This is a genomic window from Paenarthrobacter nitroguajacolicus (genome assembly GCF_051027655.1).
Taxonomy (GTDB): Bacteria; Actinomycetota; Actinomycetes; order Actinomycetales; family Micrococcaceae; genus Arthrobacter; species Arthrobacter nitroguajacolicus.
In genome coordinates, this window is record NZ_CP073235.1 from 133,976 (window position 1) to 159,764 (window position 25,789).

Genomic DNA, 25,789 nt, shown 5'->3' on the forward strand with positions numbered 1-25,789 from the left:
ACCCTACGCCCTCTAATCATTGAGATCGATCAGCGCCAACTGATCAATTCTCCAAATCTTTAGCACCGATCATGCCGAACCGGTCGCTTATGTAAACAGCTAACCCCCGCAAAGGGCTTTGTCGTGCCCTCACCACTACAGCAAGGACTACAGCTTGAGTATAGGACAACTTTCAGCAGTTGTAGAAGCACCCACGCAGGGGACGTACCATTCGGGCGTGTCGCCGGAAGACCGCGCATGGGAGCTTCTGGCTCCTGCCTTGGCCGGCCGAACCCGCGTCAGAGTCTCGCTGGACCGAGGCAAAAATTATCCTGCGCGCTGCGAACAAGACCTCCGCGCCCGACGCCCTGCAGCACCTGCAGCGGTAATGGTCTATTCCCTCGCAGGCACGGCCTCGACAATCTTCCTTGACTTGGATTCGAGCCGCGGCGGCGTTGACGCCGTCACGAAAGACGCGGAGGGGCTCCGTGATTGGCTGGGTCGCAACGGGGCCCAATGGGTTGAAGACGTCTCACCCAGCGGAGGACGGCACCTTTATCTGCCACTGGCTGAAGCGATTCCGTTCACCGAAGCCCGCGATTTCGTAGAGGCTCTGGAACTCCGTTTCACGACCATCGATCCTTCTCCCCACAGATCAGTAGCTTCCGGATGCTGCCGCGTGCCAGGAAGCGCACACCGCTCGGGCGGAGTTCAGAAACTGACCCAAGTAATAGGGGAAGCCATCCTTGCCGTTTCAGAAAGAAACGGCCCAGACGTGTGGGGGACCCTCTGGCAGGAGACCGCCGAACTACGATCCAGAATCAATCAGCCGGCTACGCCCGCGCTTGGTGAGATTGACCGCGACCAACTGATCGGATTGTCCTCTCAAGTCCTTCGCATCGCACGAGAAGGCACCTACGACCACGCCCGCTACCGTTCTCCCTCAGAGGCGAGGATGGCCGTAATTGCTGGATCCGTACGCCACGGCCTGACAGTGACAGACATTCAGCAGAGGATGCTCACCGGTGCCTGGCCAGCCCTGGCTGGCCTCTATGCCAAGTACGCACCTAGAACAAGGTTGTCCGTTCTCTCCAGAGAGTGGCGTAAAGCCCAAGAGTTTGTAGCGCTCTCGCTTCAAAAAGGAACAACCGGAGAAGCCCAGAAGAGTGTCTATAGATCCGACACAAGCAACAACAAGACACAGGGGGGGCACCAAACTACGCATGATGAATTCCTCAAAGCCTGGTCCCAGGCGCGGTCCGCATGCGAGCGGAGCCTCATGGAAGCTAAAGACAACTTGGGGCTGCGAATGATGCTCAGAGCTTTGGAAGAGGCTTCAGCAAAGACTGGCGCCCGTGAAATAAGCTTCGGAGTCCGCTCCCATGCTCTGGCCACCGGTGCTCACCCCTCAACCGTAGCCGGTCAGCTCCAGATGCTAAGTGAAATGGATGCACCCCTGATCAGGAAGGTCGCCACAGGGCGTGGCCGTGACGCAGATACCTATGAACTGCAGCTCCCCGACGTCGGAGAGCTGCCCCCAAATCGACGCCGCAAGGTACATGCCGTTCGACCTGCCTTTCGGGAACTAGGCCTTCCCGCTGCATTTGTCTACGAAGAACTCGAGAATTCCGGCGACCCACTACAAACTTCAGATCTGGTTCAGGCAACCGGTCTCGGAAGATCTACCATCCACCGCGCCCTGGAAACGCTTGCCTCCTGGGGGCTGGCGAGATGGAACAAAACCGGCTGGGTTCTAGGATCGGCATGTCTGAAAGCCTGCGCTGAACTGCTGGGTGTCATCGAGGCAGTCATCCGACAGCAATCGCTCTACAAGAAGCAGCGCGTGAGATGGCACGCCTGGCTTGAATCAAGGCAACACCATCCCGGACAAATCGCCGAGGTTGACGAGGAATACCCATACTGGCTCTTCGAGCCGGACGATCCGATCCGGTTTGAGATGACTGCTGAATCCAGGGTCTGAACGGTTACAACCCTTTTGAGAACTGATATCGCTCCACTACCTCTCGAAGGTGGACAGCGATCCATGGATCAACTACTGTTTTTGTTATCAGAGAATTAACAAAATGATCGGAGTGCTCTCGTGCGGCCCAGACCCTGGAACTTTGGGGACATCCCAACTTTGTTCGCGGACTACACGACGGGCCGGGGCGTTTTCTCCAACGGCCAGTTCGTAGCGCCGAAAATCGGGGAACGCCGGAAAAACCCAAATCTGCAGGACATGTTGGACACCGCAGCTTCCGTTGGAGCGGCACGAATCATGTTTACGGGCAACGTCCCAGACAACGACCCTCTGGCTGGCGACCGTGAGGTCCGGCACTGGTTGCTGGTTCAAACACCCGGCTGGGAGCCGGGCTGGATGGGTAAAGACGGGCGCATGGAAGGACACTGGACAGGCAAACCAGTCACTGGGCGTTTCGAGCGGAAGGCCACAGGCCAGCGCGTCGAGGTCAAGACAGCTGCGGAATGGTTCGGCAATGTCCCGCTGAATCCTGAGCAGGCCCGCCAGGCGTGGGACGCGACGGCATATCTGGTCGGCAAGGCGTTCCCAATACGTGACAAGCACGGCGAAACGAAGCCCGCGAAGCTTGGTAAGACGCCGGCGTCCACCGGGACCAACCTTTGGGCAGTTTCACTGCCTCCCAAACTGGACCCGGAGCAGGTCTCTGACGACATTGCCCAGGAGCTGCATAGAACTTCCGGCCAGCACCACCTTGAGCACCTGGTCGCCGGGCCCTCCTTCTCAACTCATGAGGACTGCATCCCTCTGGTTGACCCCACTGCTACGCCGAAACTGGAAACCTTCGCATACGTTGACGGTCGACGCATGTACGCCTCCCTGTGCCGGGAGCTGGGGGTCGGACCCGGGAGGCGCCTGAACCGGGCCGACACAGCTGACCTGATTGCACACGACCGCTACGCCCGGGCGCGAGTGTACGTAAAGTTCACAGTGCCGCATGACTGGCGGCACGTGGGAATCTTTGGAATGCAGCAACCAGGATCCGGGAAGGACTGGTACTACCCAAACAGGCCTGGAGCGGTAGGGGAAGCATGGGCAGACATGTCCGAAATCCACGTCGCCCAAAGAATGGGATGGCTTATCGAACCGATCGAAGCCGTGGAGTTCACAAAGCTTGTTCCCGGCACGGGTAAGGACGGGGAACCCGCGATGGTCGCTGCTCGGCCTCTGGATACCTTCGCTAAACGCATCATCAACATCTGGGACACAGTCGATGAGGATCCCGAAATGCCGCTGCTGGTCAAAGCAGCCGTATCCGCAGCGATGCGCGCCATCTTGATCCAAACCATCGGTGCTTTCGCCTCCCGCGGACGCAGCTCAACGGTCGTTGCTTGGAGCCCCCAAGATGTCCCGGCCCAATACCTGCAATCCGTCCAACGCAGGGGCGAGGCATACGTGTATGAGGTCCCGGCACCTCTGTCATCCCAGCTCCGACCCTACTATCGTCCAGAACTTGCCGTCCAGGTCTGGGCCCGTGGACGGGCGAAAGTGCTTCTTGGCCCTTCCGCCCTGGGCCCCGAGACGGCGGGCGCCCTGACAGTACCCCCGGAAACCCTCCTGGGCATCAACGGTGACGCCATTTACACAACCTTCGTCCCCGGATGGTCCCTGCCTACCGGGCATGGGGGAGGAGATGACGGGAAAGTCGGCCGGCTTCGCCTCCAAGGTGTCCTGAACAACGTCAAAACACCCCTGACAACTGATGAGCGCAACAAACTCCGCATAAAGGCCGTCAAGGCCGGCATCGATGCCGCGTTCTTCGACGACGAATTCCGTACCCCCGAGGACTAAACCATGGCAGCAGATCCGTCAGGACTCACACCCCAGCAACTCGTCCAACAAGTCAAGGAAGCCTACGGATACACCTGGGCCGAAATGGGAGAACGCCTAGGCAGATCCGAGAAAATGCTCCGTAAAGTCGCCAAGGGCGAGACGAGCGGTGAGAAGTACAGGGAAGCGCTTAGTGACTTGTTCACCCACGGGGAAGTCCGTCACCTACCCGCCAGACGTAGGGATAAAGAAGGGAATCTTGTGCCCGTGCGAGCGAAACGCGGTGCAGCCGAAGCCACCTATGTTCCGAAAGACACCATTGGCGCGTACAAAGACGTCCCTCGACGCGGAAAATACACCCTTGCCCGAACGGATTTCCCTGAGGGCGGCCGTCAAATCGAAGTAACCATGCCCAAAACCCGCGGAGCAAAGGGCAGGAAGGCCGCTATCAGCGGACTGGAGGGCCAAATCCGCAATGTCACAAAAGCCCAGCGTCGTGACGACAAGCGCGTAAAGCTCGAAGCTACCTTCGCTGTGGGAGGCGGCCAAGGCCGAGTCATGTCCATCGGTGATAAGTCCGGTTACCACGCCTCCGACATCCTGGCAGACGTCAAAAATGACTTCGGCGGCGACATGCTTGCCTGGCTCGCATCCCAAGCACAAGGCCGATATGACGAGCTCGACCTTAAAGCGAGCCCGATTGTGAGTATCCGGATGACAGTATTCAACGCCCACCGGCCCAAGAGCGAACGTAAGGCCCAAGACCTTGCCCGCACCCGCCGACGGAAGTGGAGACGATGAACGACCGGTGGCTTGCGAGAATGATCACTAAACATCTCGGGATTGAACATCCGAGCAGCGACCAAATTGCGGGAATTCGCACAATCGCCGAACAGCTTAATCCCAAGGACCATCCGGCAATGCAAAACATGGTCGACGTTGACGGCGCCCGGGATCTCTTAGGTTTAGGAAGCGTTGAATCACTGCGCGTCACGATGTCCCGAGACAAAACTTTCCCACCTCCATTCACCAACGGCCCACTATGGCGAATTGCGGACATCGAGCAATACCGGAATGAACGCGAGACCCGCAACGCCGGCGGCCGCGGCCGCCCCCCAGCGTCCACCCAACGACGCAGCCCAGCAAACCCATAGAACCAACGGAGAGGCCAGCCACCCAATGGCAACCCGCATTGAAACCATCCTGGGAGCTGCCAGACAGATCCGTCTAGGAGCTCCCTTGGTTCTTGCTGACTTAGGCTGCACGCGGCGAGGGGACCAAATTTGCAGGGATCTTGGCAATAACAAGGGGTGCGCGTTGGGCTGCGCACTTGAGGTCGAGCTCATCTTCACTGAAATGTAGGTGGTTACCGCTTATCAAAGTAACTTCTCTAGCCTTTGCCGCTTCTAACCAAGTGGCAGCGTCTTCCTCGGAGGCATCGAAGTCGAGCGACCACAGGTGTGGGCGGCACCCGGGTTTTCTAAACGCCCGGAGCGTTCCGGACGCGGCTGACAGGCTTGCTCGTATTTGGACAATAGTGTCTCCAAGGTTTTCAACCGCCGCTCCTAGGAGTGCGGCAATCAGGGTTACACGAGACGTTAATTGGAAAGATATCCCTGAGGAATCGGGGTTTCCGACCGGCACGCGTTCCAGGACTGCACGGATCACCGACATGTTGGCATGAGCTATACCACTACAGACCTTCCACGCCTGGACGCCGGAGACAAAGTTCCGGTGACTCACGGATTTATCGGCCTCTGTGATGGTCTGAGTGATTTTCGGCCGCGCTTCGATGTCGTGATTGGCGTAGCTACGAAGATTCCTTTGTCGCTCGCGTAGGCGGCGGCCGACGGTCTGCCGCCCGGTGTTGGGAGTGGCCTCCTGGCGGCCTGTCATCAGGACTTTCTCCAAGCCTTGAAGGTCCTGATTGTTCTGGTAGCTGAGTCTTAGGGAGAGAACGCGTTCTTATCCTGAGTTCCTGCGCGGAGGATCCAGAGGCCATATGAGGTGGCTTCGATCGCCGAGCGGATCATTGAGTAGAGAGCCGTCATAGGCAGATCTTCTGTCATCTTCACGTGCGAAAGAGTGGTGCGAACGTTGTCGATGGCGACGGCGAGCAGGCTTTCCACTTGATGCGGCAGCGGCTCATAGGAATTGAAGGAATCTACGATAGCGATGAGGCTGGAATCTGAGGGTTTAGGAAGAGAGTCGGTGTCCATTTTCCCGACAATCGGTTCCATGCGTTCCGTCAGTTGGGCCAAATAGCGCATGCCGGTCTGAACTTCTTCTGCAGACTCTCTAGTGTCCAGCTGAAAAGTGGGGGTGTTGTTCATTTCTTTGACTTCTCTCCGGTGAGACTCGTAGCGTCCAGCAACCGGTGAGGTTGGTTCCGGGCAGAGCGGGTCGAGCGTATCCAGCGGCGTCCTGCCGAGTCTCGATACCCAAGAATCAAATGACGGGGATGCGCAGGGCCCTGCTCATCATCAGCCCATAGATGGATTGGATCCCACTCGTTATAGTTCTGCGGAGTCGCAAACGAAAGTTTCATCAACATCTGTCTGCCGGGCGACACTGAACCGAGTGCCCACTGGTTTGAGCCAGGAGGAAATACGGGCTCGTAGTCGGTTCGCCACTGCCACTTTGGGGGCTCCCCTTCCAGGAACTCGCTGCTCCTTCTTAGGGGAGGTGCATCACGGTCGGCAACTTCAACACCGGTCACATTAAGAGTGTCCTCGCGGAGCCACAGAGTCAGATCATCGAAGGTATTGTCCTTCGAAGCGTTCTGAATAAGCACATAGGCGGACTGAAGTTGTCTGGCATCGTCCTCTTCAACGGCATCCAACCATTGCTCGTAGTGCTCACGATCCGCTACCGAAATCCTGTACTGCACTTCCGAGTATTCGGCGTCATCCGGCGCGCCCCACCCATACTTGAAGGTCAGCTTCAGCGCATCATTCAGAGCGATACGGTCAGCTTCCTTCGTCAGCGCTTCCCGCTCTTCACGAACAAGGGCCCGTTCCTTTTCGCGCTCTGTTCTGTCGTGTACACGGTCCTTCTTCAGCTCTCTCTCGGTTCCCCTTTGAGCCTCAATCGCATGTTTGATCGACTGCGAGGCAAAGAAAACAGCACCAATAGACCCGAACGCTCCAGCCCAAGTGCCCCACGCAGCCCAATCGTCAGCTGAGGCCGGCAAGAAGTAGCGGCTACTGGCTGGTAAGAAGTTCCACCGTGCTATTCCAGCAGCGACAACGCCGACAAGCATGGATGCAAGGACGATCTTGACGGATCGGCTAATGCGCGCAGGACTTTGATTGCCATGCTCCTGCTCGTCCTTGCCCGGGTTTTCCTCATCCGTAGCGTCGTTGGCCGCGCCGTTGTCCCCGGTGTCCTCCACGCAGTTTCCGCTCATTCGTTTCAGCCAAATTTGGACGATCTGACTATAGTCGGTGGAACTTATTCACGTCTTTGCATGGAACGGAAAATGCCCTGAAGTAGCGGTGGCTGCTCGCAGTGGCTCCCACTGGGTGGCTAAGCGGAGAGAATAGGGTCATGTGCGGCGGATATGTGATGTCCAAAGCAGCAAGCGACCTTCCGAGCCACTTCGAGGCCAAGGAAATTGAGGGCAGCCACCAGGGCCGAGCCGGAATGTCGCCCCCGACCCAGAACGTTCCGATAGTTGCTGAACGACTGGATGAGGGAGTCATTGAGCGCCGCCTGTTGATAGCCCGGTGGGGGCTCGTTCCGTTTTGGTCAAAGGACACCATATTAGGGTCAAAGACGATTAATACCCGCAGCCGGCACCGCGGGTAGTTTCCAGGTTCAGGTGGCCGAACAAGGTCGAGACAATATGCAAGGGCAGTCCGGAACTGACCAGTTCCGTGGCGAATAGCCGGAGGGATAGCGGAGTGTCTGGTGCGGAAGACCTCCAGACATGGCCCCTATGAGTGCGGACTTAGGCGTTGGGCCCGCTCCCGCGGTAGTGAATGGCGAGGAACGTATCCTCCCTCGGACCATCAAGTGTGATCTGTATCGCAACCGCCACGATGAAATCTCCTTGTTACAGCAGGGTATTCTCCCGTCGTGGCACCCATTTGACCGGCAAACCCTCAGCGGGGGACGGCGTCCAATGCCTTGTACACCGGGGCGAGGGTTTCGTAGAGGTGTTGGTAGACCTTCCACAGCTGCGCGTATTTTGCTTCGGCGGCTGGGGTCGGACGTATGGTTACGCCTCGTCGTGACATGGCGGCTGCAGCTGCGGGCAGGTCGGCGTGGATTCCTACGGCCACTGCAGCGAACATGGCGGCGCCCAGCGCTGTCGTCTCCGGAGCCTTGCACAGGGTGAGGTCTCTGCCCAGGACGTCGGCGACGATCTGGGCCCAGATGAGGCTTCTGGAACCGCCTCCGGTGACAAGGATTTCGGTCGGGTTTTCAGCTACTGCGCGGGAAAGTCCTTCCACCTGCAGCTTCACCTCGAAGGCGACGCCTTCGAGGATGGCCTTGTAAAAGTGGGCTTTGGTGTGGGTTCCCGTCCAGCCGATGACCGCACCACGGGCTGCACTGTCCCAGTACGGGGTTTGGGCGCCGTGCCAGTATGGGAGGGTGAGGAGTCCCTCGGCTCCCGGGCCGATTTCGGTGAGGGCGGCTTCCAGATCAGCGATCTGTTCAGATGCCGGTGTGCCCGTGCCAAAGCCGTCTAAGAACCAATTGACCAAATATGTTCCGGATGACAGAAAGGCTTCCAGGAGATACCCGTTGCCGCTTGCGGCTACGACAGTCCTGTAGTCGCGGCCCCAGACGTAGTCTTCCGAGATGGTGCCGCACACCTCAGCGGTACCCATGTTTAGGTAGACGCTTCCGGGTGCGATGACACCTGCTCCGACGGCGGCGCATTGGCCGTCTCCTGCAGCTGCGACGACCGGGAGGCACGCGGGTAGACCAAGTTCAGCGGCGAGCTCATCGGTAACCAGGCCAATTACAGCGCCCGGGTCGACGATCCGGGGCAGCTTGTCGATCGGCACGCCCACTGAGGTGCACAACTCCCGAGACCAGGTTCCGAGCACCATGTCAACCATGCCTGTGCTGTCGGCACTTGCCCGGCTGGACGCCCAATGCCCTGTCAGGCGCAGGTTCAGGTACGCGGAGACATCGCCGATCCTATCTGCAGAGTCCAGAGTCACCGGTTCGTGACGGCGGAGCCAGGCCATCTTATAGAAGCTCGGGGTAGTGTCGGCCGGCCGGCCAGAAATCGCGTGTACCCGGTCGTTGCCCAGATCGCGGACCTCGTTCTTTGCCCGGGTGTCCATCCAGACCATGGCGGGCCGAATCGGCTGTTCACCGTTCAAACAGACGAAGGTCTCACGCTGGCAGGTAATGGCCAACGCGCGGATCCTCGTGGAGCCCACGATAGCAGTCACAGCTCTGATGGCCTGTTCGGTAGCCTGCCACCATTCTTCGGCGGATTGCTCGTATTCGCCCGCTGCCGGGCTGCTGAGTGTGAGGTTGCCACGTCCCGTGGCGACGGTGTTGCCTTGCGCATCAACTGCGACCGCCTTGCTTGCTGTCGTGGAGCAGTCAATCGCGATGACCACCTCGTGCTGTTCGGCGGTGGTTGGGGGGAGCATGGTGAGGCCTCGCCTTCGAATGCATGTCGCTCTCGCGAAAGTAGTGACCTACATCATGACTCCAACAAACATAACAAGTCAACTGTTGTTTTTGTTATTTTTTTGAGGTTATTCTGATCCCACGAAATTCAACGAGGAGTTGAGATGGGACCTGACATTCCGAGCCGGCGCCGCGAACAGATAGCCCTGTACGTGAAAGAGTCCGGGGCAGTACGCAACGAGGAACTGGCCGAACGTTTCGGAGTAAGCCTGATGACTATTCACCGCGACTTGGACGCCCTGTCCAATGAGGGGTGGCTGGAAAAGACCCGCGGAGGCGCCCGCGCTGGCGGCCTGCGTCTTCACGAGCGCAACGTTGCCCTGAGATACCGCCAAAACACTGCGCAAAAGCGGGCCATCGCCAGGGGCGTCATGTCCTACCTGCGTCCAGGTATGACGATCGCCATGGAAGACTCCACCACCACGGCCGCTCTGCTGCCGTATTTCCGCAGCCTTCACCCGATGACCCTCATCACGAACTTCCTGCCTGCCATCAACGCAGCAGCCGCTGACCCCGACATCGACCTCGTGTCCCTGGGCGGGCAGTACGACCGGAACCTGGACTCGTTCGACGGCCCGGCGGTCATAGACCAGCTCGCACTACTGAACGCCGACGTGTCCATCCTCTCCGCTGCCTCCGTTCACAAGGGGTGGCTGTTGCATCCGTCGCCCGATACGGCCCGGCGCAAGAAAATGCTTTCCGAAATCGGCGAAACCCGGATCCTCATGATCGATTCTTCAAAGTTCGACCAGCGCGCGTCATACCGCGTCGGCTCCATCGACAACTTCGACGTCGTCGTCACCGACAGCGGCATTTCGGACACGCACCTGGAAGAACTTCAGCAGCTTTCCCCGGAAATCAGTGTCGTCGACGTCCTCCCGGAGGACATCACGGCCCCGCCTTTACTGGGGCTTTCCAACACCTACCCCGTCAGCCAGGAGAACTAAACCATGAACACCATGCGCGCCGCAATCTTCCGCGGCCCAGGCAAACTCGCGATCGAGGAAATTGAACGCCCCCTACCCGGCCCAGGTGAAATTTCCGTCAACGTCCGCGCCGCAGCCACCTGTGGAACAGACCTCAAGTCCTACCGTCGGGGACACCCCAAACTCTTCCCGGTCCTCCCGGCCCGGTTCGGCCATGAGTTCGCTGGCGTCGTCGAAGTTGTAGGCACCGGCGTCGAAGGCTTCGAAGTCGGCCAGCGCGTCGTCGCCGCCAACACAGCACCGTGCGGACGCTGCTGGGCCTGCACGAAGCAGCGCCCCAGCCTGTGTGAAAACCTTGAGTTCCTCAACGGTGCCTTCGCTGAGCAGGTGGTCATTCCCGCGGCAATCGTGGCACGGAACACCTTCCACCTTCCCGACTCGGTAAGCTTCGCGTCCGCTGCTCCCCTGGAGCCCCTGGCGACCGTCGTCCACGGCATGGCGGAAACCGGGATGCAGCTCGGAGACACGATTGTCGTCAACGGCTGCGGGCCCATCGGGCTCATGTTCATCAAGCTTTCCCGCTTGCGGGGAGCAAACGTGATCGCCACCGACCGTTCCGCCGTACGCCTGCAACAGGCCAAGGAAGCCGGGGCCGGCCAGGTCCTGGACCTCACCGATCTCGCCACCACGGCTGACCGTGCGGCTGCCGTCCGCGAGCTCACAGACGGCAAGCGAGGAGTCGACGTCGCCATCGAGGCTGTCGGGCTTCCCGAAGTCTGGGAACAGACCGTGGAATGCCTTCGCCCGGGCGGCACAGCCGTCCTGTTCGGCGGCCCGAAAGCCGGCTCCCGCTTCTCTGTGGACGCCGTGGCGATGCACTACAGCGAGTACACACTCAAGGGCGTCTTCCATCACACACCTGAATACACAAAGGTCGCCCTTGACCTCCTCAGCTCCGGGGACCTGGATGGTGAAACGCTCATCTCAGAGACGCGACCACTCGAAGCACTCGTCGAGAGCCTCGAAGACATGGCCCAGGGTAAAGGCGCCAAGTATCTTCTCGACCCGTCGCTGCCAGCATGAGCAACCTGTTGCTGGCCGACGAGCGCCAATCCGTAGTAGACCTTGCCCAACGCATGGTTCGCGACCGCCTCGTGGTCGGAACGTCGGGGAACATCTCCCGCCGGGTCGGGGATAACGTCCTGCTCACGCCAAGCGGAACCGATTACGACACAATGACCGCCGAAGACATCGTCGTGGTGACTTTGGACGGTGAGAGGGTCGACGGGCGCCTCAACCCCACCGTTGAAATGCCCCTGCACCTGATGTGCTACGCACGCCACGGCGCCCAGGCGGTCGTCCACACCCACTCCACCGCGGCGACGGCCCTTTCGCTGCTGCAGGACGAGGTCCCGCCTGTGCATTACCAGCTGGCGATGTTCGGAGGGTCCGTTGCGGTTGCACCGTACGCGACCTACGGCACGGAGGCCCTTGTGAACAATGTGTCCAACGCGTTGAGCGGAAGCACGGGTGCTGTCATGAAGCACCACGGGACCATCTGCGTCGGGGATAACCTCCAGCAGGCCTACGACCGTGCCCGTCAGCTCGAATGGTTGTGCGATGTCTGGCTGAGAGCCCGCAGCGTCGGGGAGCCGGCGCTCCTTCCAGCGGACGAGATGGAGCGGGTCACGACCGGTTTCCTCAGCTACGGGGTGCAACCCACCGGCGGCCAGCCCTAACCCCGCTGGGGCAGGCCGCAAGGACACGTCCCAGCGGAGAGCACGCTCCACGAGCGCCCTCTCCCTTCAACGAGTAGGCCCATCTGGTCCCCTCCATCGGGACCATACCGGAAATCACAGTGAAATGGATCAGCTCCTGGCGATGGTGCTTGTGGGCGGAAAGAACGAAGATGACCAGCCCAACGACGAGTCACCGGTCAGGTGAGTCCCCCGAGACGGGCCTCAGCAGCCCCATAAGCCTCGAGTGCCTCAATATCAAGAAATCCTTCGGCGGAGTACCCGTGCTGAAGGACGTGTCCCTGCAGCTCTTTCCCGGAACCATTACCGCCCTCGCCGGCGAAAACGGCGCCGGCAAGTCAACACTGATGAAAATCGCATCGGGACAGTACCGCCCTGACGCTGGACGAGTCCTCGTTCAGGGACACGACCTTCCCGCCGGCAACGCCCAGGCCTCCTACAGGCTGGGCGTGAGCATCGTTCCCCAAGAACTGGCATCAGTCATGGATCTCAGCGTCTACGAGAACATCTTCATCGGTCGTGAAATCCGGGGTCCTTTAGGCCTCCAGCGCAAAAGGATGATCGACGAGGCCCGAAAGAACCTGAAAGTGTTCGGCCTGGACATTGATCCGGCCACCAGGATGGGGAGCCTGCCGGTCGGCATCCGCCAGATCATCGAGATCATCAAGGCTACCAACACCGGCGCCAGGGCCATCCTGTTGGACGAACCCTCTAGTGCCATCGCTGAACGCGAAGTCGAACGACTGATTTCGGTGATGCGCCACCTGCGCAACCGCGGGGTGGCACTGCTCTTCACCACCCACAAAATGGAGGAAATCCGGGCGGTGGCCGACCGGGTAATCGTCCTCCGCGACGGCGGCCTAGTCCTTGACAAACCCCTGGCCGAGCTCAGCGACGATAACATAGTCACGGCCATGATCGGCCGCGAACTCGAAGACCTGTTTCCCGAACGCAACACCCCGGCTGAGGAAATAGTGCTTGAGGTTGATGGCCTATACGTCGATGGAGCAGGCGGTCCTGTGTCGGTTACAGTCCGTCGCGGCGAGATCGTCGGCCTGGCCGGACTCGTCGGAGCAGGACGGACCGAACTGCTCGAAACCATCTTCGGCATGCGCCGCACGATGGGCGGGGAGGTCCGGGTCCTAGGCCAATCCGTCAAAAAGCACTCTCCGTCGGCTGCGATCGCTTCGAAAATCGCCATCGTTCCCGAAGACCGTAAAGGCTCCGGGGCGATCCTGTCCATGGACGTCCTGGACAACGGAAGCCTGCCCAGGCTTTCCCACTACTCCACAGCAGGTTTCCTGAAGCAGGGCGTCCGCCGCGCGGCAGTACAAAAGGCAACCGACTCGGTGCGGCTGCGCAGCCGGGGCCTGGGCCAACCGATGGAAACCCTCTCCGGCGGCAATCAACAAAAAGTCGTGCTGGCACGCTGGCTGACCGGCCCTGTCGACGTCCTGCTCCTGGACGAGCCCACCAGAGGAGTCGATGTCGGAGCCCGCAGCGAGATCTACCGCATCATCGTGGAGCTCGCATCCCAGGGCATGGCCGTCCTGATGGCCTCCAGCGACATGCCCGAAGTACTCAGCCTGTCCCACCGCGCCCTCGTCATGCGAGGCGGGGAAGTAGCCGGCGAACTCAGCCGTGAAGACCTTGACCGATCCGACGTGCAGGAAAAGATTTTTCGGCTCGCCAGCGGCCTGACCCAGTAAATCCCCAGAGGAAAACAACGATGTCGACCACAACTACACCTCCAGCCCCAGCTAATCCAACCACCCAACGCTTCTCGCGTGAATGGTTCCAAAACCTAGCCATTCGCTACGCGATGGTCATCGTCATGCTGCTCGTGATCGCCTTTTTTCTCTACCGCAGTGCGCGGTTCGGCACGGTCGATAACGTCACAACGATCCTCATCGCGGCAGCCCCGTTCGCCCTGATCGCCCTGGGACAAACTCTCGTCATCCTCACCGGCGGCATCGATCTGTCCGTAGGCAGCGTCATCGCCGTCAGCGCAATGTCCGGTGCCCTGTTCGCCAAGTCCTTCCCAGACCAGGTCTGGCTCTCCGTCCTCGTCGCTGTACTCGTCGGGCTGATAGCCGGCAGTATCAATGGTGCCGTTATCTCTCTGATCAACGTACCGCCCTTCATCGCCACCCTGGGAATGCTGACCCTGGCCTCCGGACTGGCCTTCGTCGTCGGTAACGGCGCGCCCATCAACGGACTTCCGGCAGCCTTTGGGCAGGTCGCCAACACCCAGGTCCTGGGCCTGACCATCCCGGTTGTGCTCATGATCCTGGGCATCGTGGGTTTCGGGTTGATGATGCGCCGCACCACCTACGGGCTGAGGATCTACGCCGTGGGCGGCAACAGGCTCGCCTCCGAGATCGCCGGGGTAAAAACCGGGCGCGTTCTCTTCAGTGTCTACGCCATCAGCGGCGCCCTGGCAGGCCTCTCCGGCATCATGCTCTCCTCCCGCGTCATCAGCGGGTCCCCGACGCTGGGCCAGGGCTACGAACTGGACGCCATCGCTGCCGTCGTCATCGGCGGGGCAAGCTTGATGGGCGGACGCGGCACCATCTGGGGCACAGTCCTGGGCCTCCTGCTCATCCAGACCCTCAACAACGGCCTGGACATCCTCACCGTCCCTGCCTACTGGCAGGACGTCATCAAGGGCGTGCTCATCGTCACCGCAGTCGCGATCGATGTATGGGCCAGCAAACGCCGAACCTGACCCCACCGCTACACCCCACCAACAAGCAAGTCATAAGGAGAAACCAATCAATGAAGATTAGCCAGCTTATTCGCCGCGGAACTGCCGTGGCCGCCACCGGAGCCCTGGCCTTGACCCTGGGAGCATGCGGCGCCGGTGACCCCAGTGCCCAGAAGGCGGCCAGCGAAGGAGGCAAGAAACCAGTACGGGTCGGCGTCAGCGTCTACAACATGTCCTCCTTCATCACTGCGGGGAAGGAAGGCATCGACCGATATGCGAAAGACAACAACATTGAAGTCCTCTGGAACTCAGCAAACAACGATGTCAGCACCCAGGCAAGCCAGATCGACCAGTACGTCAGCGCGAAGGTCGATGCCATCCTGATTGTTCCTGTCCAGCAGGACTCGCTCCAGCCGCAGGTAGCTGCAGCAAAGGCAGCTAATATTCCGATCTTGGACGTCAACGCTAGCCTCAAAAACCCTGACCTCTCAGGCAGCGTCCAACCCGACGACGTGGCCGCCGGCGCCCAGGAAGCCGAGATGATGATGAAGAAACTGGGTAACAAAGGCAATGTCGTCGTCCTCGAAGGACCCCTCGGTCAGTCGGCGCAGATGGACCGCTACTCGGGTATCGAATCCGTATTGAAGAAGAACCCGGACGTCAAGGTTCTAGCCAAGGACACCGCCAACTGGAGCCGCGAAGAAGCGGTTAACAAAATGAAGAACTGGATCTCGGCCTTCGGCCCGGAGATCACGGGCGTGATCGCGGAGAACGACGATATGGGCCTCGGTGCTCTCCAGGCCCTGCGCGAGGCCGGCATCACGAACGTGCCCATCGTCGGCATTGACGGTATCCAGGACGGGCTCAACGCCGTCAAGAACGGCGACTTCATCGGTACTTCGCTCCAAAACGGCACAGTCGAGCTGGCCGCAGGAGTCGCTGTGGCAGCCAAAATTGCCCGCGGCGAAAAAGTCGATAACCACGGCACCTACAAGATGGCAGCCATCACGAAAGACAACGTCGACGCCGCCCTCGAACACGTGGTCAACAAGCGGGAAGACTTCCTGGACAAGCTGACCGACCTCATCGACAAGAACCTGGAAACCGGCAACCTCGCATACGAGGGATTGCCAGGACAGGAACAGTAACTACGACCCAAGGACTCCATACGGCTCGTCGTTTCCGATCTCATTACTACTTCCCGAAATCTCAACTAAACAGCCCCGTAGAGTTTGTTACGAACTCTACGGGGCTGTTTAGTTGAGATTTCGGGAAGTGGGCAGCCGGGTGAACGGTATCCCCGAGATGCCGATGGCAGGACTTCGCATTCCTTTTCGGCTGACAACTGGGGCGCATCGTTTGTTCGGGAAGGCCGTCATGTGGGTACTCGCTACTTCCTATAACACCCGCCTGCAAAACCGCCCGGGGTGCCCTTACCGCTCCACTGCGGATCGTCTCGAAAGCCTTGGGAAACGAGACGTCTCAACGAGCGAACAGCCGCCGCTTCACCTACACAGTCGCGGATTCTCGGCGGAATTGTGGAAGTGCGGCGGCAGGGCAATTCTCGTAACTATGTCTTGCAACATTCAGGCAAAATCGAGCACTCATCGTTAGTTTGAGACAGGTGCGCGTGCGTAGGCTAGAGCGAATTGGCGTGTCAGCAGCTACCTGATCGGTGGCAGGACGGACTGGCCCCGGGTGACAGAGTGCAGTGAAGGAATCCGTCCCATTTGGGCTCTGAATACAGGCCGCACGAGAACGCTCCGGGCAAGGGAATGTCTTGATGAGTTTCGCCAGGGCAACGGCAACCGGTGGATGCAGGGCCCTCGGAATGGACTCGTCCATGAGAACTCACTCTGTTCATGCAGCCAAAAATATGGCCCGCTCTTAGTAGCGCTGCTGGTCCGGCCGCCGCACGATCTGAATCGCGCTTCCACGGCAGACAGCACCGGAGGCGATCAGAATTACGGCGGACGCGATGAGATACCAGGTCCCACCGGTGGTCAGGGCGCAATGCGCGCCGTACATAAGTCCCAGTAGCGCCCAGATCAGTGATGCTCTCGTCGTGTCCATGGGAAAAACCTAAATGACCTCGGACGGGAAGACTTACAGCCGCTAGTCTGACAACAGCAAAGGCGGCAGCCGGCCCACACCGATGATCGGCTAGCAGGGGAGCACCAATGATGGAATTTTTCGTCACCTTCGGGCCGCGATACGCCCGGGAACACCACCCAACGATTGAGCAGGCACACCCCCGACGGCTGGCTGGTCATCGAAGCTGACAGTTGGGATCAAGCACGAGCCGTGACAGCTCGTGAACCGGGCACGAGCTGGTCAAACCTCATCAGCAAAGAGGACTTCATGAAAGACGCCGAACGCCTCTACCCCAAGGGCGAACTCGGACGCATCAGGTCAAGCGCACACGCGGGCTGACCGTGGAGAATTGGCTGGTGCCCGCAGACATCGCGGCGCTGTTCAGTGCCGGCATCGTGACCAACGTCCGCCAAGCCAGGAAAGCCAAGGAGTCCCCACCGGCTCACAGGGGGAAGCGACAGTCCCAACGAGGCAGGGGAGTGGCGGGACCTACCGAAACGCGAACCCGAGCGACGGCGGAACCGGCGGCGGGTACTGATCACCCACGATGCACCCGGTTTAGGTCGTCGTAACCGACCTCATGCATCCGGGACGTGGTGAAAAGACTTCGTCGCCGCCGCCTTTCAACACAACCGGATCTCTTGGTGCAGCCACTGGCCTACCGAGCGCTCTCCCGGGCCGACAGCCCACCGCTGCCATCTTGAAAGGAAACCCGCAAATGTCCACGATCAAAATCGAGGCCAGCCCCTTCCCCTGAACGAAACCTTGATCCTGGCAAAGCCTGATGACATGGCCGACACCGACTGGCTGATCAACACCGACCAGGCACGGCAGATCCTGGAGGCCTGGAAAGAAGCCCCAGAGAGGACGACGTCATCAGGCAATGGGCCTACTACGAAAGCGAATACTTCATTACAGCGCTCACCATGGAAGGGGAGACCACCATCGACAACTGGGAATCCGAAGGAACCTCCACTTACAGCACAGCCAACATGCCCCTATACCTCACGATTAGCCCCGTGAACCCACACCACAGCTAGTCTGTCGGCCCCACACGCAACAATGAGTCGAAACAAGGAAGATGCGAAGTGATTACATACGCAGCGAGAGAGTGGCGCACGGCTCTATATCGAGGACGGGCTGCTCGGGATTCCCGGGGAGGATGCAACAGCAGATGGACGCGCTGAGGCCATGGCCAAAGTTCGCGCAACCCTCAAAGCCGCCATGCCCCACATGCTGGCCGATTGACACAGCCGACGAACTGACGAGGCGGAGTGAATAAGGGCAGCTTCGCACGGCGCGCATCGACAGAGGACACGTGTCCGCTACTAAGACCCACACCACGAGACCGCAACCCCGAAAAGCTAAAGCCAGAGGTCTCGGCGCTCGCCGAAAACTCAGACACACACCATGACCGGTTGAAGGGAACGCAGTGATGCACCAACTCATCGGCACACTGGAAAATGCCAGAGAAGCGCTCCTGCGGTCCGGCGCGGTCTCGGGCACAACCACATGCCACTCCTGCGGACATTCCTTCCATCTACACTACGGAACTCGGAAGGGCATCAAGGCTGCGTCTCGGACAAGCCCTATCCGATTCTCAATGCACTCATCAAAGACCAAATCAAATCAGCACCGACCTCCGAAGACGGTTCATGTCTCTGTCCCGGATGGGTCCAAGGCCAGCTCCCATACGAGCTAACGAAACACCTCGAAGGACTCACATGGTCTGACGAAGGGGAAGAGCACCCATGCCACGCGTGTACCCACACCCTCGATGAACACAGCGACCCCTACGGGTGTTGGGCCTGTCCATGCGATGTCACCGCGCTGTGACGACGCACCTACCAAGGAGAAGCAGTGACACTCTTTAAGATCACCGCAGTTCAAAACGGCGATGGGTGGGTCATCAACAGCCCTGACATTCCGAACTGGACGGGACAGGTCGACCACCTCACCAGCGCGAGAGCAATCAAAGAGGAAATTGCCTCCATTACTGGGCTCTCACGGGACGAGATGAGCCTTCGCATCGAAGCCGCGACAGATGCCCTGGTTGTGGTCGCAAACTACCCATCGACTGGCCCCCACGCCTTCCACAGCATCACCGCAAACAAAGGCAAGGCTCGGAGCGCCCGCAAGGAAATGTTTGAGAGCGCCCTAAATATCCTGCAAGGACACAACGACTGTCAGCACTTCGGTCCGATGCAAGTACGGGTCATCGCCAAGGCCGCGACGGGCGGAACTGAAGTGGCATACCCCTATAAATTCGGGCAAGAGATCACGAGTGTACTCAGTGAAGCATCGACCGGCGAGGATCTGGAGAGATGGTTTAGGTTGGGTGCCAGTCGCACCTACTCGTCCTCGGCATTCCCCAGATCTCTTAGGAAACTGGAACTAAACATCTTTCCCGACCGGCGAAGCTGACGGCTCAGGAAGACCTTGGAACAGCACCTTTACCGTTCATTCCCTGACTTCATGGCGCTCGCTGTCACTGCCATCATTCGTACTGGCCCGCTTCGTCTAGCGGTCACCAGTCGGGTTCTCGGTGGGTTTTTCCTTCGATCAATCTGGTGCCCTCCGCCTGTTCCTTTGCCCATTCTGCGCGGATTTCGTCGGCCCGGGCGGTAGTTATCTCGGGGTTGGCGGCGAGTGCCGGTTCGATGTCCCCTAGGTGGTATGCGCCTGTTGGGTCGCCCAGGTATTCGAAGTCTTTACTGATTCGGTTTACCTCGAATTGGCCATTTTCGTGGACGGATGTCGTCAGCATGGTCTCGTTCCTCGTATCCCATCTGAGCGAGTCGAACGTATATAGATGTTCGTCAGCTTGTCTGGCCATGAGGTGTCTTTTGCGATGGCGAGCTTTTGTTGTCAGCTTGTGCGGGGCCGTGAAATCGGACTCTCGGCCATAGACAAGCACGAACTGAGGCGTCAGGGCCCGTTCCCGGAACTTGCCCTTTAGGTATACCTCGGCGAAAATTTCTTGGTTCTTTGGGTCGCTAAACCACCCTCTCCATTCCAGCAGCTGATTCAACGCCTGGGTAAGTTCTGCTGTCTGTTGTCCGGCGTCCGTGAACCATTTTTTGGTTGGGCGTTCTATCTCGATGCAAATCGGCGATACGTTCACAGTAGAACGTGTGATCCACATGAAGTCGGGAACTAGTTTTGCATCGAGACCTCGTAGGGGTGGCTGCCGAAAGACGGTGCTGTAGAGGGGACCGTGGTGTCCGCCCGGGCCAATATCGCCCCATGCGCCAGGTAGAAGGGCTGGGTGCTTCTCGAGGAATTTCTGCGGAACCAGTTCAGTGTCAGCCTGTTTGACTTGCTGCCACTCAGCCTGGCCTGGGCTGAGATTCGATTCGGCAGTAGCGGTTGGGATCACATTCATGAAAATGAACTTACAGTGTTCCGCCGGCCCTTCCGAAACCAGTTTCGGCGACAATGCAAGCAGTCAAAAGTTCTCTTTGGCGTGGACTTACAGCAGGTTGGACGCAGGCGTAGCATTGGCAACATTAGCTCAAGGGTGAGCGGAGAAGTCAGTGAGAACAAAGACCTTATTTGTGGTGGCGCTTCTGCTGGCAGTCACCCTACCTGGCTGCGTACCGGAAGTAACCGGCGGAACAGGCGGGGGTTCGACCCCACCACCCCGACAGGACCCGATCCCATCCCCAAAAACCACGCCTCCACCAGACCCTATCGACGCGCTGCTGGAGCAGATTGCTGCCGATCTTCCGGGTCCATGTCCGGATCCCGATTACCGGAGCATTGGGTACACAGGCCTTACGGACAGCGAAGCCAAGGTGTATGCCGATGTTCTGGTCTGTGACCATAGGAATGACATTCCGGTACCTAACGGCAAACCACGGACATTCCTCGCCAACACCAGTGATGGGGTTTGGTATTTCACAGGACCAGCAAACAACTATCGGGTCTATCAACCCACTGATAAGGCAAATTTTTTCCGCTGGGCTCTTCGTGATCAGATTTTCCAATCGGTTCTTGATCCCAATCTCGCAATCATGGTTCCTGGGGAATCCATAACCGTCATTAACACGACCGAAATTTCTTGGATCCCCCACGTTGAGTTGACCGCCGCCTGGGCAACTCAGGACTTTTCATCAGAGTTCCTTCAGGAACGCGGCGTGGACTACCTAGCACTTACGCTTCAAAGGAGAACCGGGCACTCGGCGGCCATTCCGAAGTGCATGCTGGCTGCCTACAAAGCCACAGAGTCAAACTCTGAGATAGAGCCAACCAGCGACCTTGTCGATCGTACCCAAAACCAACTTAAAGCCACCTCGGCTGCCACCTCTTGCGCTACTGCGATGCGCGAAGCGGATCAAGGGGCCGATGCCCTACGCAACGTTCCAAAAGCCAGAGGCGGCACGTGGATCCAGCATGTGGATACTCTGGCAGGGCAAGTTGATAACGGACTCCAGGTTGGAAAGTACCTAACTTGGGCGGCCGGCGCCTGCAAGATCATACCTAGGTGCTAGTCGTTCCCTGGGTGGAAGGCTGTAGGGCTGGCCGGCATCGGCCCTTCCCTCAAATCGTTGGCGACATTGCGGCTCATTCAGACTGCAGCGGCTTCTCGCGTCATCCTGGGGGCCCGCTGGAACTGCTTCTGTGGCAAGTGGCCGTCCTGACGCGGCCTAGATTTTGATGTTGGCCACAATGCGGTCAATTTCGCCTGATTCCGATTGGATGAGAGATTGAGCGGCCTGTTGGAGAGCCTCCAACCGTGAAAGCGAGGGATCATCCATGGCACCGGCGATACGATCGTCGATAACTTGCAGCCTGGCATAAGAGTCGCCGAGCGCACGGGTGGCGAGTATGTCGCTCCCGGTGATACTCGTGGCGATCTTGGCGAGGTCGGAAAAGGCAGCAAGCCATGACCCTTCACCGGCGAAAGCCGGGGTAGATGCGGCCATTCCGGTTCCAAGAGAAACCAGGAATACAGAGGTGCCAGTCCGTCGCTGGGAGGCCGTTATTCTAATGGATTCGGTGATTGCGAGAGCCGCCGGGTTATTTGCCCATACCCCACCGTCGACGAATTGGCGGGGGCCTCCGGCCCAAGTCATCATGGCAGGTGCAAAGAAGGTGGGTGCCGCCGATGTTGCCCTCGCGACGGAACGTAGCGGTAGATCGAACCGAGCAGGGTCGTGATTCGCTTCTGCGGAGCTGAATACCACAGGGAGTCCCATTTGCGCCTCGTAACTGGTCACTAACAGAGGTAATCGCGCTTGCGACAGCATCGTGTCCCCAAGCACCTCCTCCAGGACGCCCTCCAAACCAGCGGCTTGATGGCGGGCGTTGCCTCCCCATCGGTCATCCCTCCCGAACGGTGCACCAATGGTGTTGGCGGGCCCCATAAGCCGCTCACTCCAGGTAGCACCTGTACCGAAGAGCCTTTTCGACCATTCGGGCTGCTCGGAGCCGCCAAAGATCCTTCTTCCGTATCTGGGATAGAACTCCGCTAGATCTTGTACGGGCACCCCCGCCGCCAGACCTATCGCAATGATTCCTCCAGTCGAGGTTCCGACAACCAAGTCAAAGAGATCAACAGCTGGACGGCTGGCGCGACGTTCGATCTCGGCAAGGATCAAGGCCGGAAGATACCCACGTATGCCGCCACCATCGACTGAAAGGATGCGCAGGTGCGAGTTCATGAGGCCATTGGACACCTTCCGATTACGGCAAAACAATAACCTCGAGGAGTCGGGCTCTGGTTTCCCACATATGCGCGGCCCTACTAGGACCGCCAGTTACCCCTCCATGGCCTGATCAGGCTATGGCTTTAAGCCCGCTGTAACGGCTCTCACGGTTTCTCGGTATTCCTGTTCCCTCTGCTCGGATGCTGCGTAAGCCTCGTGGTACAAAGGCGTCATAAGGGCACTGTGTCTCCGATTTCGTCCACTGCTAAGGCTCGGAGTTGGTTACCCAGAGCTGGCCGTCAGCTCGCTTATCCGAGATGGGCTTTCGGGCTCGGGTCTTGGTTGTGGTGAACGGGTGTGTGTTGAGGTCGGTTTGATCCTCGGTGACATCCTGGGCGTGTTCGCCGATCGTGGGCTGGTTGGTGACGTGGGGCACAGCCCGACAGCGGGTGTGATGCTCGATCATGGTGTGATCCTTGCCACACTCTTTTCTTATGGGGTGTATTTCGGGTGTAGATTCGGTGTATGGCAATACTCACAGAGACAGAGATTCATGGCGCAACAGCCCGTATGGACATCCACCAGATTGTCCTGGCGTTGAATGAAGCCCTTGGTTCTACGCTTGTGGCGGCTCTGACTGGTTCAAAGGATCGGAAGCAGCCGATCCGGTGGGCAAAGCCCAATGGCCCGAAGCCAAGCACCGACTTTACGCGACGCCTGCAGTTGGCACACCGCCTCTGGACGCGGCTGGAGCAGGCCGAGGGCGAGCACATCGCACGCGGCTGGTTCATTGGCGGAAACCCGCTGCTGGACGAGGACACACCGCTTACCGCGATTCGAGAAGATCGCGCTAAGGAAGTCGCCGCAGCAGTAGCGGCCTTCATTGAGGGTGCAGGCGGAGCATAAAGAGTGAGCCAAAATGAGGGCTTCGCTTGCCCCACTACGGGTCTTTGGTTGCTACCGGCACGGAGGCAAACATCCTTCCGCGTCCAAAAGAGCAGCTATCCGGCGTTGAGCGCTCCGGCGCGTAGTGACGAGACGGACAGGATGGCGTGGGGCCGATATGACACCATCGGAACCACGCTCTACCTGGCCCAGACCGCCGAATGTGCGTTCTCGGAGTGCCTGGCCCCCTTCAAACGCGCGATAGGCACGACGGACCCTCTCCAAAAGGACGCTGACGCTCTTGAGATGAGCTTGGAAGATTTCTATGAGGAAGTCGCCTCTCAATGGCAGGAGAAGTCCTTCATGTACTCGGGCACCTTGCCCCGGATATGGCGAACAGAGCGGCAGCTTCACATCGTGGAGCTGCCGTTTCCTGGCTGGTGGATTGACGTAGAACACCCCGAAACCATGGCAGCCGTTGAGGCGGCGATACCGGACACACTCAAAGACCTTGGCGTGGCTCACGTCGATACGGGGCTTCTTCGCTCCAACCGGCGCGAGGTGACAACTGCGATTGCAGACCATCTGCGCGAGTTGGTCCTATTCGATGGTTCGTACGCCCATGGCATCAGGTTCGGAAGCCGGCACGGCGGATTCGTGAATTGGGCTGTATGGCTACGTAACCACGACCTGAACGTCTCAGGTGGCGACGGGCTGGTTCTCCTACAGGAGAGCCCGATTCACTTCAACGATCCTGATCTTGAAGCAGCCAGCAGGCGCTTCAAATTGAAAGTCTTCTGACCAACAGGTGGGGGTGTCGGAATTCCGACACCCCCACCTGTTTGTATAAATAGCGACGATCCACCGCGATTCCTCGCGGGGGGCGAGACGTTTCTGATGACCTGAGAGCCGCTTTAGGTCTCGATGTTGCCTCCACGCTGGCGACGTCGCGCGGTGCGCTGCCGCTCCCTCCGCTCCCCTAGAGCTCGGGCATGGCGGATAACGGGCTTGATGTGGGGGATGAGTCGGATGAATGCCTGGATGCATTCCAGGACGGTGCTGAGGGTGTCTGATTCCATGGCGTCGTGCCTTTCTGTCGGTAGTGCAGACACCTACGGCATGGGTGTCTAACTGCTTAGCCCGATTTGGCTTGCGAATTGCAGGGTCGAGAGTGGGACTTTTCCTTTCGGGAAGACCTATGCGGCTCGATAGCTGACGGGCCGTTCTTTGGGCAGTCTGGCGACGGCGCAAAGCGACGTGTGGGAAGACATGGAGGAAGACTCGCTGGCGCTGCGCGTCGGAGCTGCTGCGGGCTGCGGCCGCGTGCCGTCCCGTGCCTCGTGCCCTGGCTGCCTTGGGTGTGCAAGCGCTTTTCTTACTTTTAATGCTTGTTTCGTTTGGTTTGTTTGCTCATGTTGCGCCGGCCCCCACACACCGTTTATCGGACAGTCCCAAGAAGAGCCGGCAATCCCTTGCCCCTTCCCCCGGTGCAGGAGGAACCTCAAGGTCTAGGCAAAGGAGCTGGTCGTGGCGAAAAAGAGCAGATGGCAAAGGTTCGTTAGATGGCTCGGGAAGAAGTTCGGAAGGTCGAAGATGCCCGACGGTGTTGATCACGGCTGCACTGCTTTGAGGAACGCTGAGAGCAGACTCGAAGGCGAAATCGCCGCTATAGAGGCTGAGGGAGGGAACGCCGGCCACCAAAGAGGAGAACTAAACACAGTAAGGGAGGGCATGGAGCATCTGGGGTGCTGACATGGGCGCCATGATCGTTCGGTAACCCGTCAGCCTGTGCGACGTCGTCGGGCCGGTACTAGCAAAGGCCCGCCCCACTTTCCCTTTGGCGCCTCGCTCTTGCTCCTGGTTCCTTACGCGCGCCCCATCCCCGCCGCAACCTTGGCCCCTTCCGTTCTTGCTGGATCCCCACCAGCTGTGCCGCCGCTCAACCGTGTCTTGTTTGCCTCTCTGCCAACATCTCCGCCTACCGTTGCGCCGCTTGCGCTCGGCCTTCCTCGTCTTGTATGCGTGGGTGGGTTGGCTACTGTAAACCGCAGTGCCTTTGCTCCCGCCTCAGCGCCCGCCTGTGGAGCTGGCACTAGCTGGGGCCCAACCACTTTCCGGCCCAGTGCCGCTCGGCGTGTTTGGGGATCCGCTCCTCCTCAGCCCACTTGTCGCCTCGGCCGGGGCGTTGGTCAGGCGGTTCTCCGGCCCGGCAGCTCGCCGCCCTACCGTCGCTTCAGCAGCGCCCCACCGCCGCCCCTTGGCCCCTTGCCGTCTCCCCGCTCCTGGTGGTGACGGCCGTTGCCTGTCTGGCCTGTGGGGGG

The 25,789-nt window shown here is 59.4% G+C and carries 25 protein-coding genes; 16 read left to right on the forward strand and 9 right to left on the reverse strand.

Annotated elements, in window-relative coordinates; genetic code table 11:
- Positions 1-154 precede the first annotated feature (154 nt).
- From KCX59_RS22745 to KCX59_RS22755, 3 genes are all read left to right on the forward strand, one after another.
- Positions 155-1,960, forward strand: coding sequence for a helix-turn-helix domain-containing protein (locus tag KCX59_RS22745; RefSeq protein WP_179016956.1), 1,806 nt, complete (start codon positions 155-157; stop codon positions 1,958-1,960).
- A 120-nt stretch (positions 1,961-2,080) separates the two neighbouring features.
- A complete protein-coding gene (locus tag KCX59_RS22750; RefSeq protein WP_179016957.1) occupies positions 2,081-3,808 on the forward strand; it encodes a hypothetical protein in 1,728 nt (575 codons plus the stop codon).
- A gap of 3 nt (positions 3,809-3,811) precedes the next feature.
- Positions 3,812-4,588, forward strand: coding sequence for a hypothetical protein (locus KCX59_RS22755; RefSeq protein WP_179016958.1), 777 nt, complete (start codon positions 3,812-3,814; stop codon positions 4,586-4,588).
- A gap of 239 nt (positions 4,589-4,827) precedes the next feature.
- On the opposite strand, the gene KCX59_RS22760 is transcribed toward KCX59_RS22755, so the two are convergent.
- The 3 genes from KCX59_RS22760 to KCX59_RS22770 all read right to left on the reverse strand — a co-directional run bounded on the left by KCX59_RS22760 (position 4,828) and on the right by KCX59_RS22770 (position 7,181).
- Positions 4,828-4,980: a hypothetical protein gene (locus tag KCX59_RS22760; RefSeq protein WP_179016959.1), complete on the reverse strand. Its 153-nt coding sequence runs from the start codon at positions 4,978-4,980 to the stop codon at positions 4,828-4,830.
- A gap of 753 nt (positions 4,981-5,733) precedes the next feature.
- Positions 5,734-6,120 carry a hypothetical protein gene (locus KCX59_RS22765; RefSeq protein WP_179016960.1) on the reverse strand — a complete coding sequence of 129 codons (387 nt, stop codon included), beginning with the start codon at positions 6,118-6,120 and terminating at the stop codon, positions 5,734-5,736.
- Complete coding sequence (locus KCX59_RS22770) at positions 6,117-7,181, reverse strand: hypothetical protein (protein WP_179016961.1); 1,065 nt, start codon at positions 7,179-7,181, stop codon at positions 6,117-6,119. Before KCX59_RS22770 ends, KCX59_RS22765 begins: the two co-directional genes overlap by 4 nt.
- Positions 7,182-7,336: 155 nt before the next feature.
- Between KCX59_RS22770 and KCX59_RS22775 the strand changes: the two genes are divergently transcribed.
- Positions 7,337-7,597 (forward strand): SOS response-associated peptidase family protein, encoded by a 261-nt coding sequence (locus KCX59_RS22775; protein WP_179016962.1) that lies wholly within the window; start codon positions 7,337-7,339, stop codon positions 7,595-7,597.
- Between the two features lie 296 nt (positions 7,598-7,893).
- Here KCX59_RS22775 and KCX59_RS22780 read toward each other — a convergent pair whose 3' ends face one another.
- On the reverse strand, positions 7,894-9,408 hold the full coding sequence (locus KCX59_RS22780; protein ID WP_179016963.1) for a xylulokinase: 1,515 nt from the start codon (positions 9,406-9,408) through the stop codon (positions 7,894-7,896).
- Positions 9,409-9,552: 144 nt separating this feature from the next.
- On the opposite strand from KCX59_RS22780, the gene KCX59_RS22785 reads away from it, so the two are divergent.
- From KCX59_RS22785 to KCX59_RS22810, 6 genes are all read left to right on the forward strand, one after another.
- Complete coding sequence (locus KCX59_RS22785) at positions 9,553-10,395, forward strand: DeoR/GlpR family DNA-binding transcription regulator (protein ID WP_179016964.1); 843 nt, start codon at positions 9,553-9,555, stop codon at positions 10,393-10,395.
- A gap of 3 nt (positions 10,396-10,398) precedes the next feature.
- Positions 10,399-11,457, forward strand: a complete 1,059-nt coding sequence (locus KCX59_RS22790; RefSeq protein ID WP_218648913.1) for a zinc-binding dehydrogenase — start codon at positions 10,399-10,401, stop codon at positions 11,455-11,457.
- Positions 11,454-12,113 carry a class II aldolase/adducin family protein gene (locus tag KCX59_RS22795; protein ID WP_218648914.1) on the forward strand — a complete coding sequence of 220 codons (660 nt, stop codon included), beginning with the start codon at positions 11,454-11,456 and terminating at the stop codon, positions 12,111-12,113. The genes KCX59_RS22790 and KCX59_RS22795 overlap by 4 nt, the downstream gene beginning before the upstream one ends.
- Before the next feature lie 170 nt (positions 12,114-12,283).
- Entirely contained in the window at positions 12,284-13,840 is a 1,557-nt protein-coding gene (locus tag KCX59_RS22800; protein WP_179016965.1) for a sugar ABC transporter ATP-binding protein, read from the forward strand.
- A gap of 20 nt (positions 13,841-13,860) precedes the next feature.
- Positions 13,861-14,859 carry an ABC transporter permease gene (locus KCX59_RS22805; protein WP_179016966.1) on the forward strand — a complete coding sequence of 333 codons (999 nt, stop codon included), beginning with the start codon at positions 13,861-13,863 and terminating at the stop codon, positions 14,857-14,859.
- Between the two features lie 50 nt (positions 14,860-14,909).
- Positions 14,910-15,986 carry a substrate-binding domain-containing protein gene (locus KCX59_RS22810; RefSeq protein ID WP_218648915.1) on the forward strand — a complete coding sequence of 359 codons (1,077 nt, stop codon included), beginning with the start codon at positions 14,910-14,912 and terminating at the stop codon, positions 15,984-15,986.
- 739 nt (positions 15,987-16,725) lie between these two features.
- Here the strand turns inward: KCX59_RS22810 and KCX59_RS22815 are convergent.
- The gene (locus tag KCX59_RS22815) at positions 16,726-16,911 is read right to left on the reverse strand and encodes a hypothetical protein (RefSeq protein WP_179016967.1); all 186 of its coding nucleotides are present in this window, start codon (positions 16,909-16,911) and stop codon (positions 16,726-16,728) included.
- A gap of 165 nt (positions 16,912-17,076) precedes the next feature.
- Here KCX59_RS22815 and KCX59_RS22820 point away from each other — a divergent pair, with 165 nt between their 5' ends.
- Together KCX59_RS22820 and KCX59_RS22825 are read left to right on the forward strand one after the other, a co-directional pair.
- Positions 17,077-17,271 carry a hypothetical protein gene (locus KCX59_RS22820; protein WP_179016968.1) on the forward strand — a complete coding sequence of 65 codons (195 nt, stop codon included), beginning with the start codon at positions 17,077-17,079 and terminating at the stop codon, positions 17,269-17,271.
- Between the two features lie 1,521 nt (positions 17,272-18,792).
- Positions 18,793-19,356, forward strand: a complete 564-nt coding sequence (locus tag KCX59_RS22825; protein WP_179016969.1) for a hypothetical protein — start codon at positions 18,793-18,795, stop codon at positions 19,354-19,356.
- 103 nt (positions 19,357-19,459) lie between these two features.
- On the opposite strand, the gene KCX59_RS22830 is transcribed toward KCX59_RS22825, so the two are convergent.
- Positions 19,460-20,371 carry a Shedu anti-phage system protein SduA domain-containing protein gene (locus KCX59_RS22830; protein ID WP_218648916.1) on the reverse strand — a complete coding sequence of 304 codons (912 nt, stop codon included), beginning with the start codon at positions 20,369-20,371 and terminating at the stop codon, positions 19,460-19,462.
- Between the two features lie 97 nt (positions 20,372-20,468).
- Here KCX59_RS22830 and KCX59_RS22835 point away from each other — a divergent pair, with 97 nt between their 5' ends.
- Positions 20,469-21,425 (forward strand): hypothetical protein, encoded by a 957-nt coding sequence (locus KCX59_RS22835; protein WP_179016971.1) that lies wholly within the window; start codon positions 20,469-20,471, stop codon positions 21,423-21,425.
- A gap of 156 nt (positions 21,426-21,581) precedes the next feature.
- Here KCX59_RS22835 and KCX59_RS22840 read toward each other — a convergent pair whose 3' ends face one another.
- Positions 21,582-22,598, reverse strand: a complete 1,017-nt coding sequence (locus tag KCX59_RS22840) for a patatin-like phospholipase family protein (RefSeq protein WP_179016972.1) — start codon at positions 22,596-22,598, stop codon at positions 21,582-21,584.
- A 250-nt stretch (positions 22,599-22,848) separates the two neighbouring features.
- Complete coding sequence (locus KCX59_RS22845) at positions 22,849-23,049, reverse strand: hypothetical protein (RefSeq protein WP_179016973.1); 201 nt, start codon at positions 23,047-23,049, stop codon at positions 22,849-22,851.
- 59 nt (positions 23,050-23,108) lie between these two features.
- Between KCX59_RS22845 and KCX59_RS22850 the strand changes: the two genes are divergently transcribed.
- Complete coding sequence (locus KCX59_RS22850) at positions 23,109-23,489, forward strand: hypothetical protein (protein WP_179016974.1); 381 nt, start codon at positions 23,109-23,111, stop codon at positions 23,487-23,489.
- 3 nt (positions 23,490-23,492) lie between these two features.
- Positions 23,493-24,269 (forward strand): RES domain-containing protein, encoded by a 777-nt coding sequence (locus KCX59_RS22855; protein WP_179016975.1) that lies wholly within the window; start codon positions 23,493-23,495, stop codon positions 24,267-24,269.
- Positions 24,270-24,382: 113 nt separating this feature from the next.
- On the opposite strand, the gene KCX59_RS22860 is transcribed toward KCX59_RS22855, so the two are convergent.
- Positions 24,383-24,547 carry a hypothetical protein gene (locus KCX59_RS22860; protein ID WP_179016976.1) on the reverse strand — a complete coding sequence of 55 codons (165 nt, stop codon included), beginning with the start codon at positions 24,545-24,547 and terminating at the stop codon, positions 24,383-24,385.
- Between the two features lie 448 nt (positions 24,548-24,995).
- Here KCX59_RS22860 and KCX59_RS22865 point away from each other — a divergent pair, with 448 nt between their 5' ends.
- Positions 24,996-25,220 carry a hypothetical protein gene (locus tag KCX59_RS22865; protein ID WP_179016977.1) on the forward strand — a complete coding sequence of 75 codons (225 nt, stop codon included), beginning with the start codon at positions 24,996-24,998 and terminating at the stop codon, positions 25,218-25,220.
- Positions 25,221-25,789: the final 569 nt, after the last annotated feature.

Bases quoted from the DNA above. Each gene is read 5' to 3' on its own strand.
- KCX59_RS22810 (WP_218648915.1), top strand. From the start codon at position 14,910: ATGAAGATTAGCCAGCTTATTCGCCGCGGAACTGCCGTGGCCGCCACC.
- KCX59_RS22860 (WP_179016976.1), bottom strand. From the start codon at position 24,547: ATGGAATCAGACACCCTCAGCACCGTCCTGGAATGCATCCAGGCATTC.
- KCX59_RS22805 (WP_179016966.1), top strand. From the start codon at position 13,861: ATGTCGACCACAACTACACCTCCAGCCCCAGCTAATCCAACCACCCAA.
- KCX59_RS22845 (WP_179016973.1), bottom strand. From the start codon at position 23,049: ATGATCGAGCATCACACCCGCTGTCGGGCTGTGCCCCACGTCACCAAC.
- KCX59_RS22765 (WP_179016960.1), bottom strand. From the start codon at position 6,120: ATGAACAACACCCCCACTTTTCAGCTGGACACTAGAGAGTCTGCAGAA.
- KCX59_RS22850 (WP_179016974.1), top strand. From the start codon at position 23,109: ATGGCAATACTCACAGAGACAGAGATTCATGGCGCAACAGCCCGTATG.
- KCX59_RS22790 (WP_218648913.1), top strand. From the start codon at position 10,399: ATGAACACCATGCGCGCCGCAATCTTCCGCGGCCCAGGCAAACTCGCG.
- KCX59_RS22755 (WP_179016958.1), top strand. From the start codon at position 3,812: ATGGCAGCAGATCCGTCAGGACTCACACCCCAGCAACTCGTCCAACAA.
- KCX59_RS22840 (WP_179016972.1), bottom strand. From the start codon at position 22,598: ATGAACTCGCACCTGCGCATCCTTTCAGTCGATGGTGGCGGCATACGT.
- KCX59_RS22815 (WP_179016967.1), bottom strand. From the start codon at position 16,911: ATGGACACGACGAGAGCATCACTGATCTGGGCGCTACTGGGACTTATG.
- KCX59_RS22760 (WP_179016959.1), bottom strand. From the start codon at position 4,980: ATGCGGGTTGCCATTGGGTGGCTGGCCTCTCCGTTGGTTCTATGGGTT.
- KCX59_RS22775 (WP_179016962.1), top strand. From the start codon at position 7,337: ATGTGCGGCGGATATGTGATGTCCAAAGCAGCAAGCGACCTTCCGAGC.
- KCX59_RS22780 (WP_179016963.1), bottom strand. From the start codon at position 9,408: ATGCTCCCCCCAACCACCGCCGAACAGCACGAGGTGGTCATCGCGATT.
- KCX59_RS22795 (WP_218648914.1), top strand. From the start codon at position 11,454: ATGAGCAACCTGTTGCTGGCCGACGAGCGCCAATCCGTAGTAGACCTT.
- KCX59_RS22785 (WP_179016964.1), top strand. From the start codon at position 9,553: ATGGGACCTGACATTCCGAGCCGGCGCCGCGAACAGATAGCCCTGTAC.
- KCX59_RS22800 (WP_179016965.1), top strand. From the start codon at position 12,284: ATGACCAGCCCAACGACGAGTCACCGGTCAGGTGAGTCCCCCGAGACG.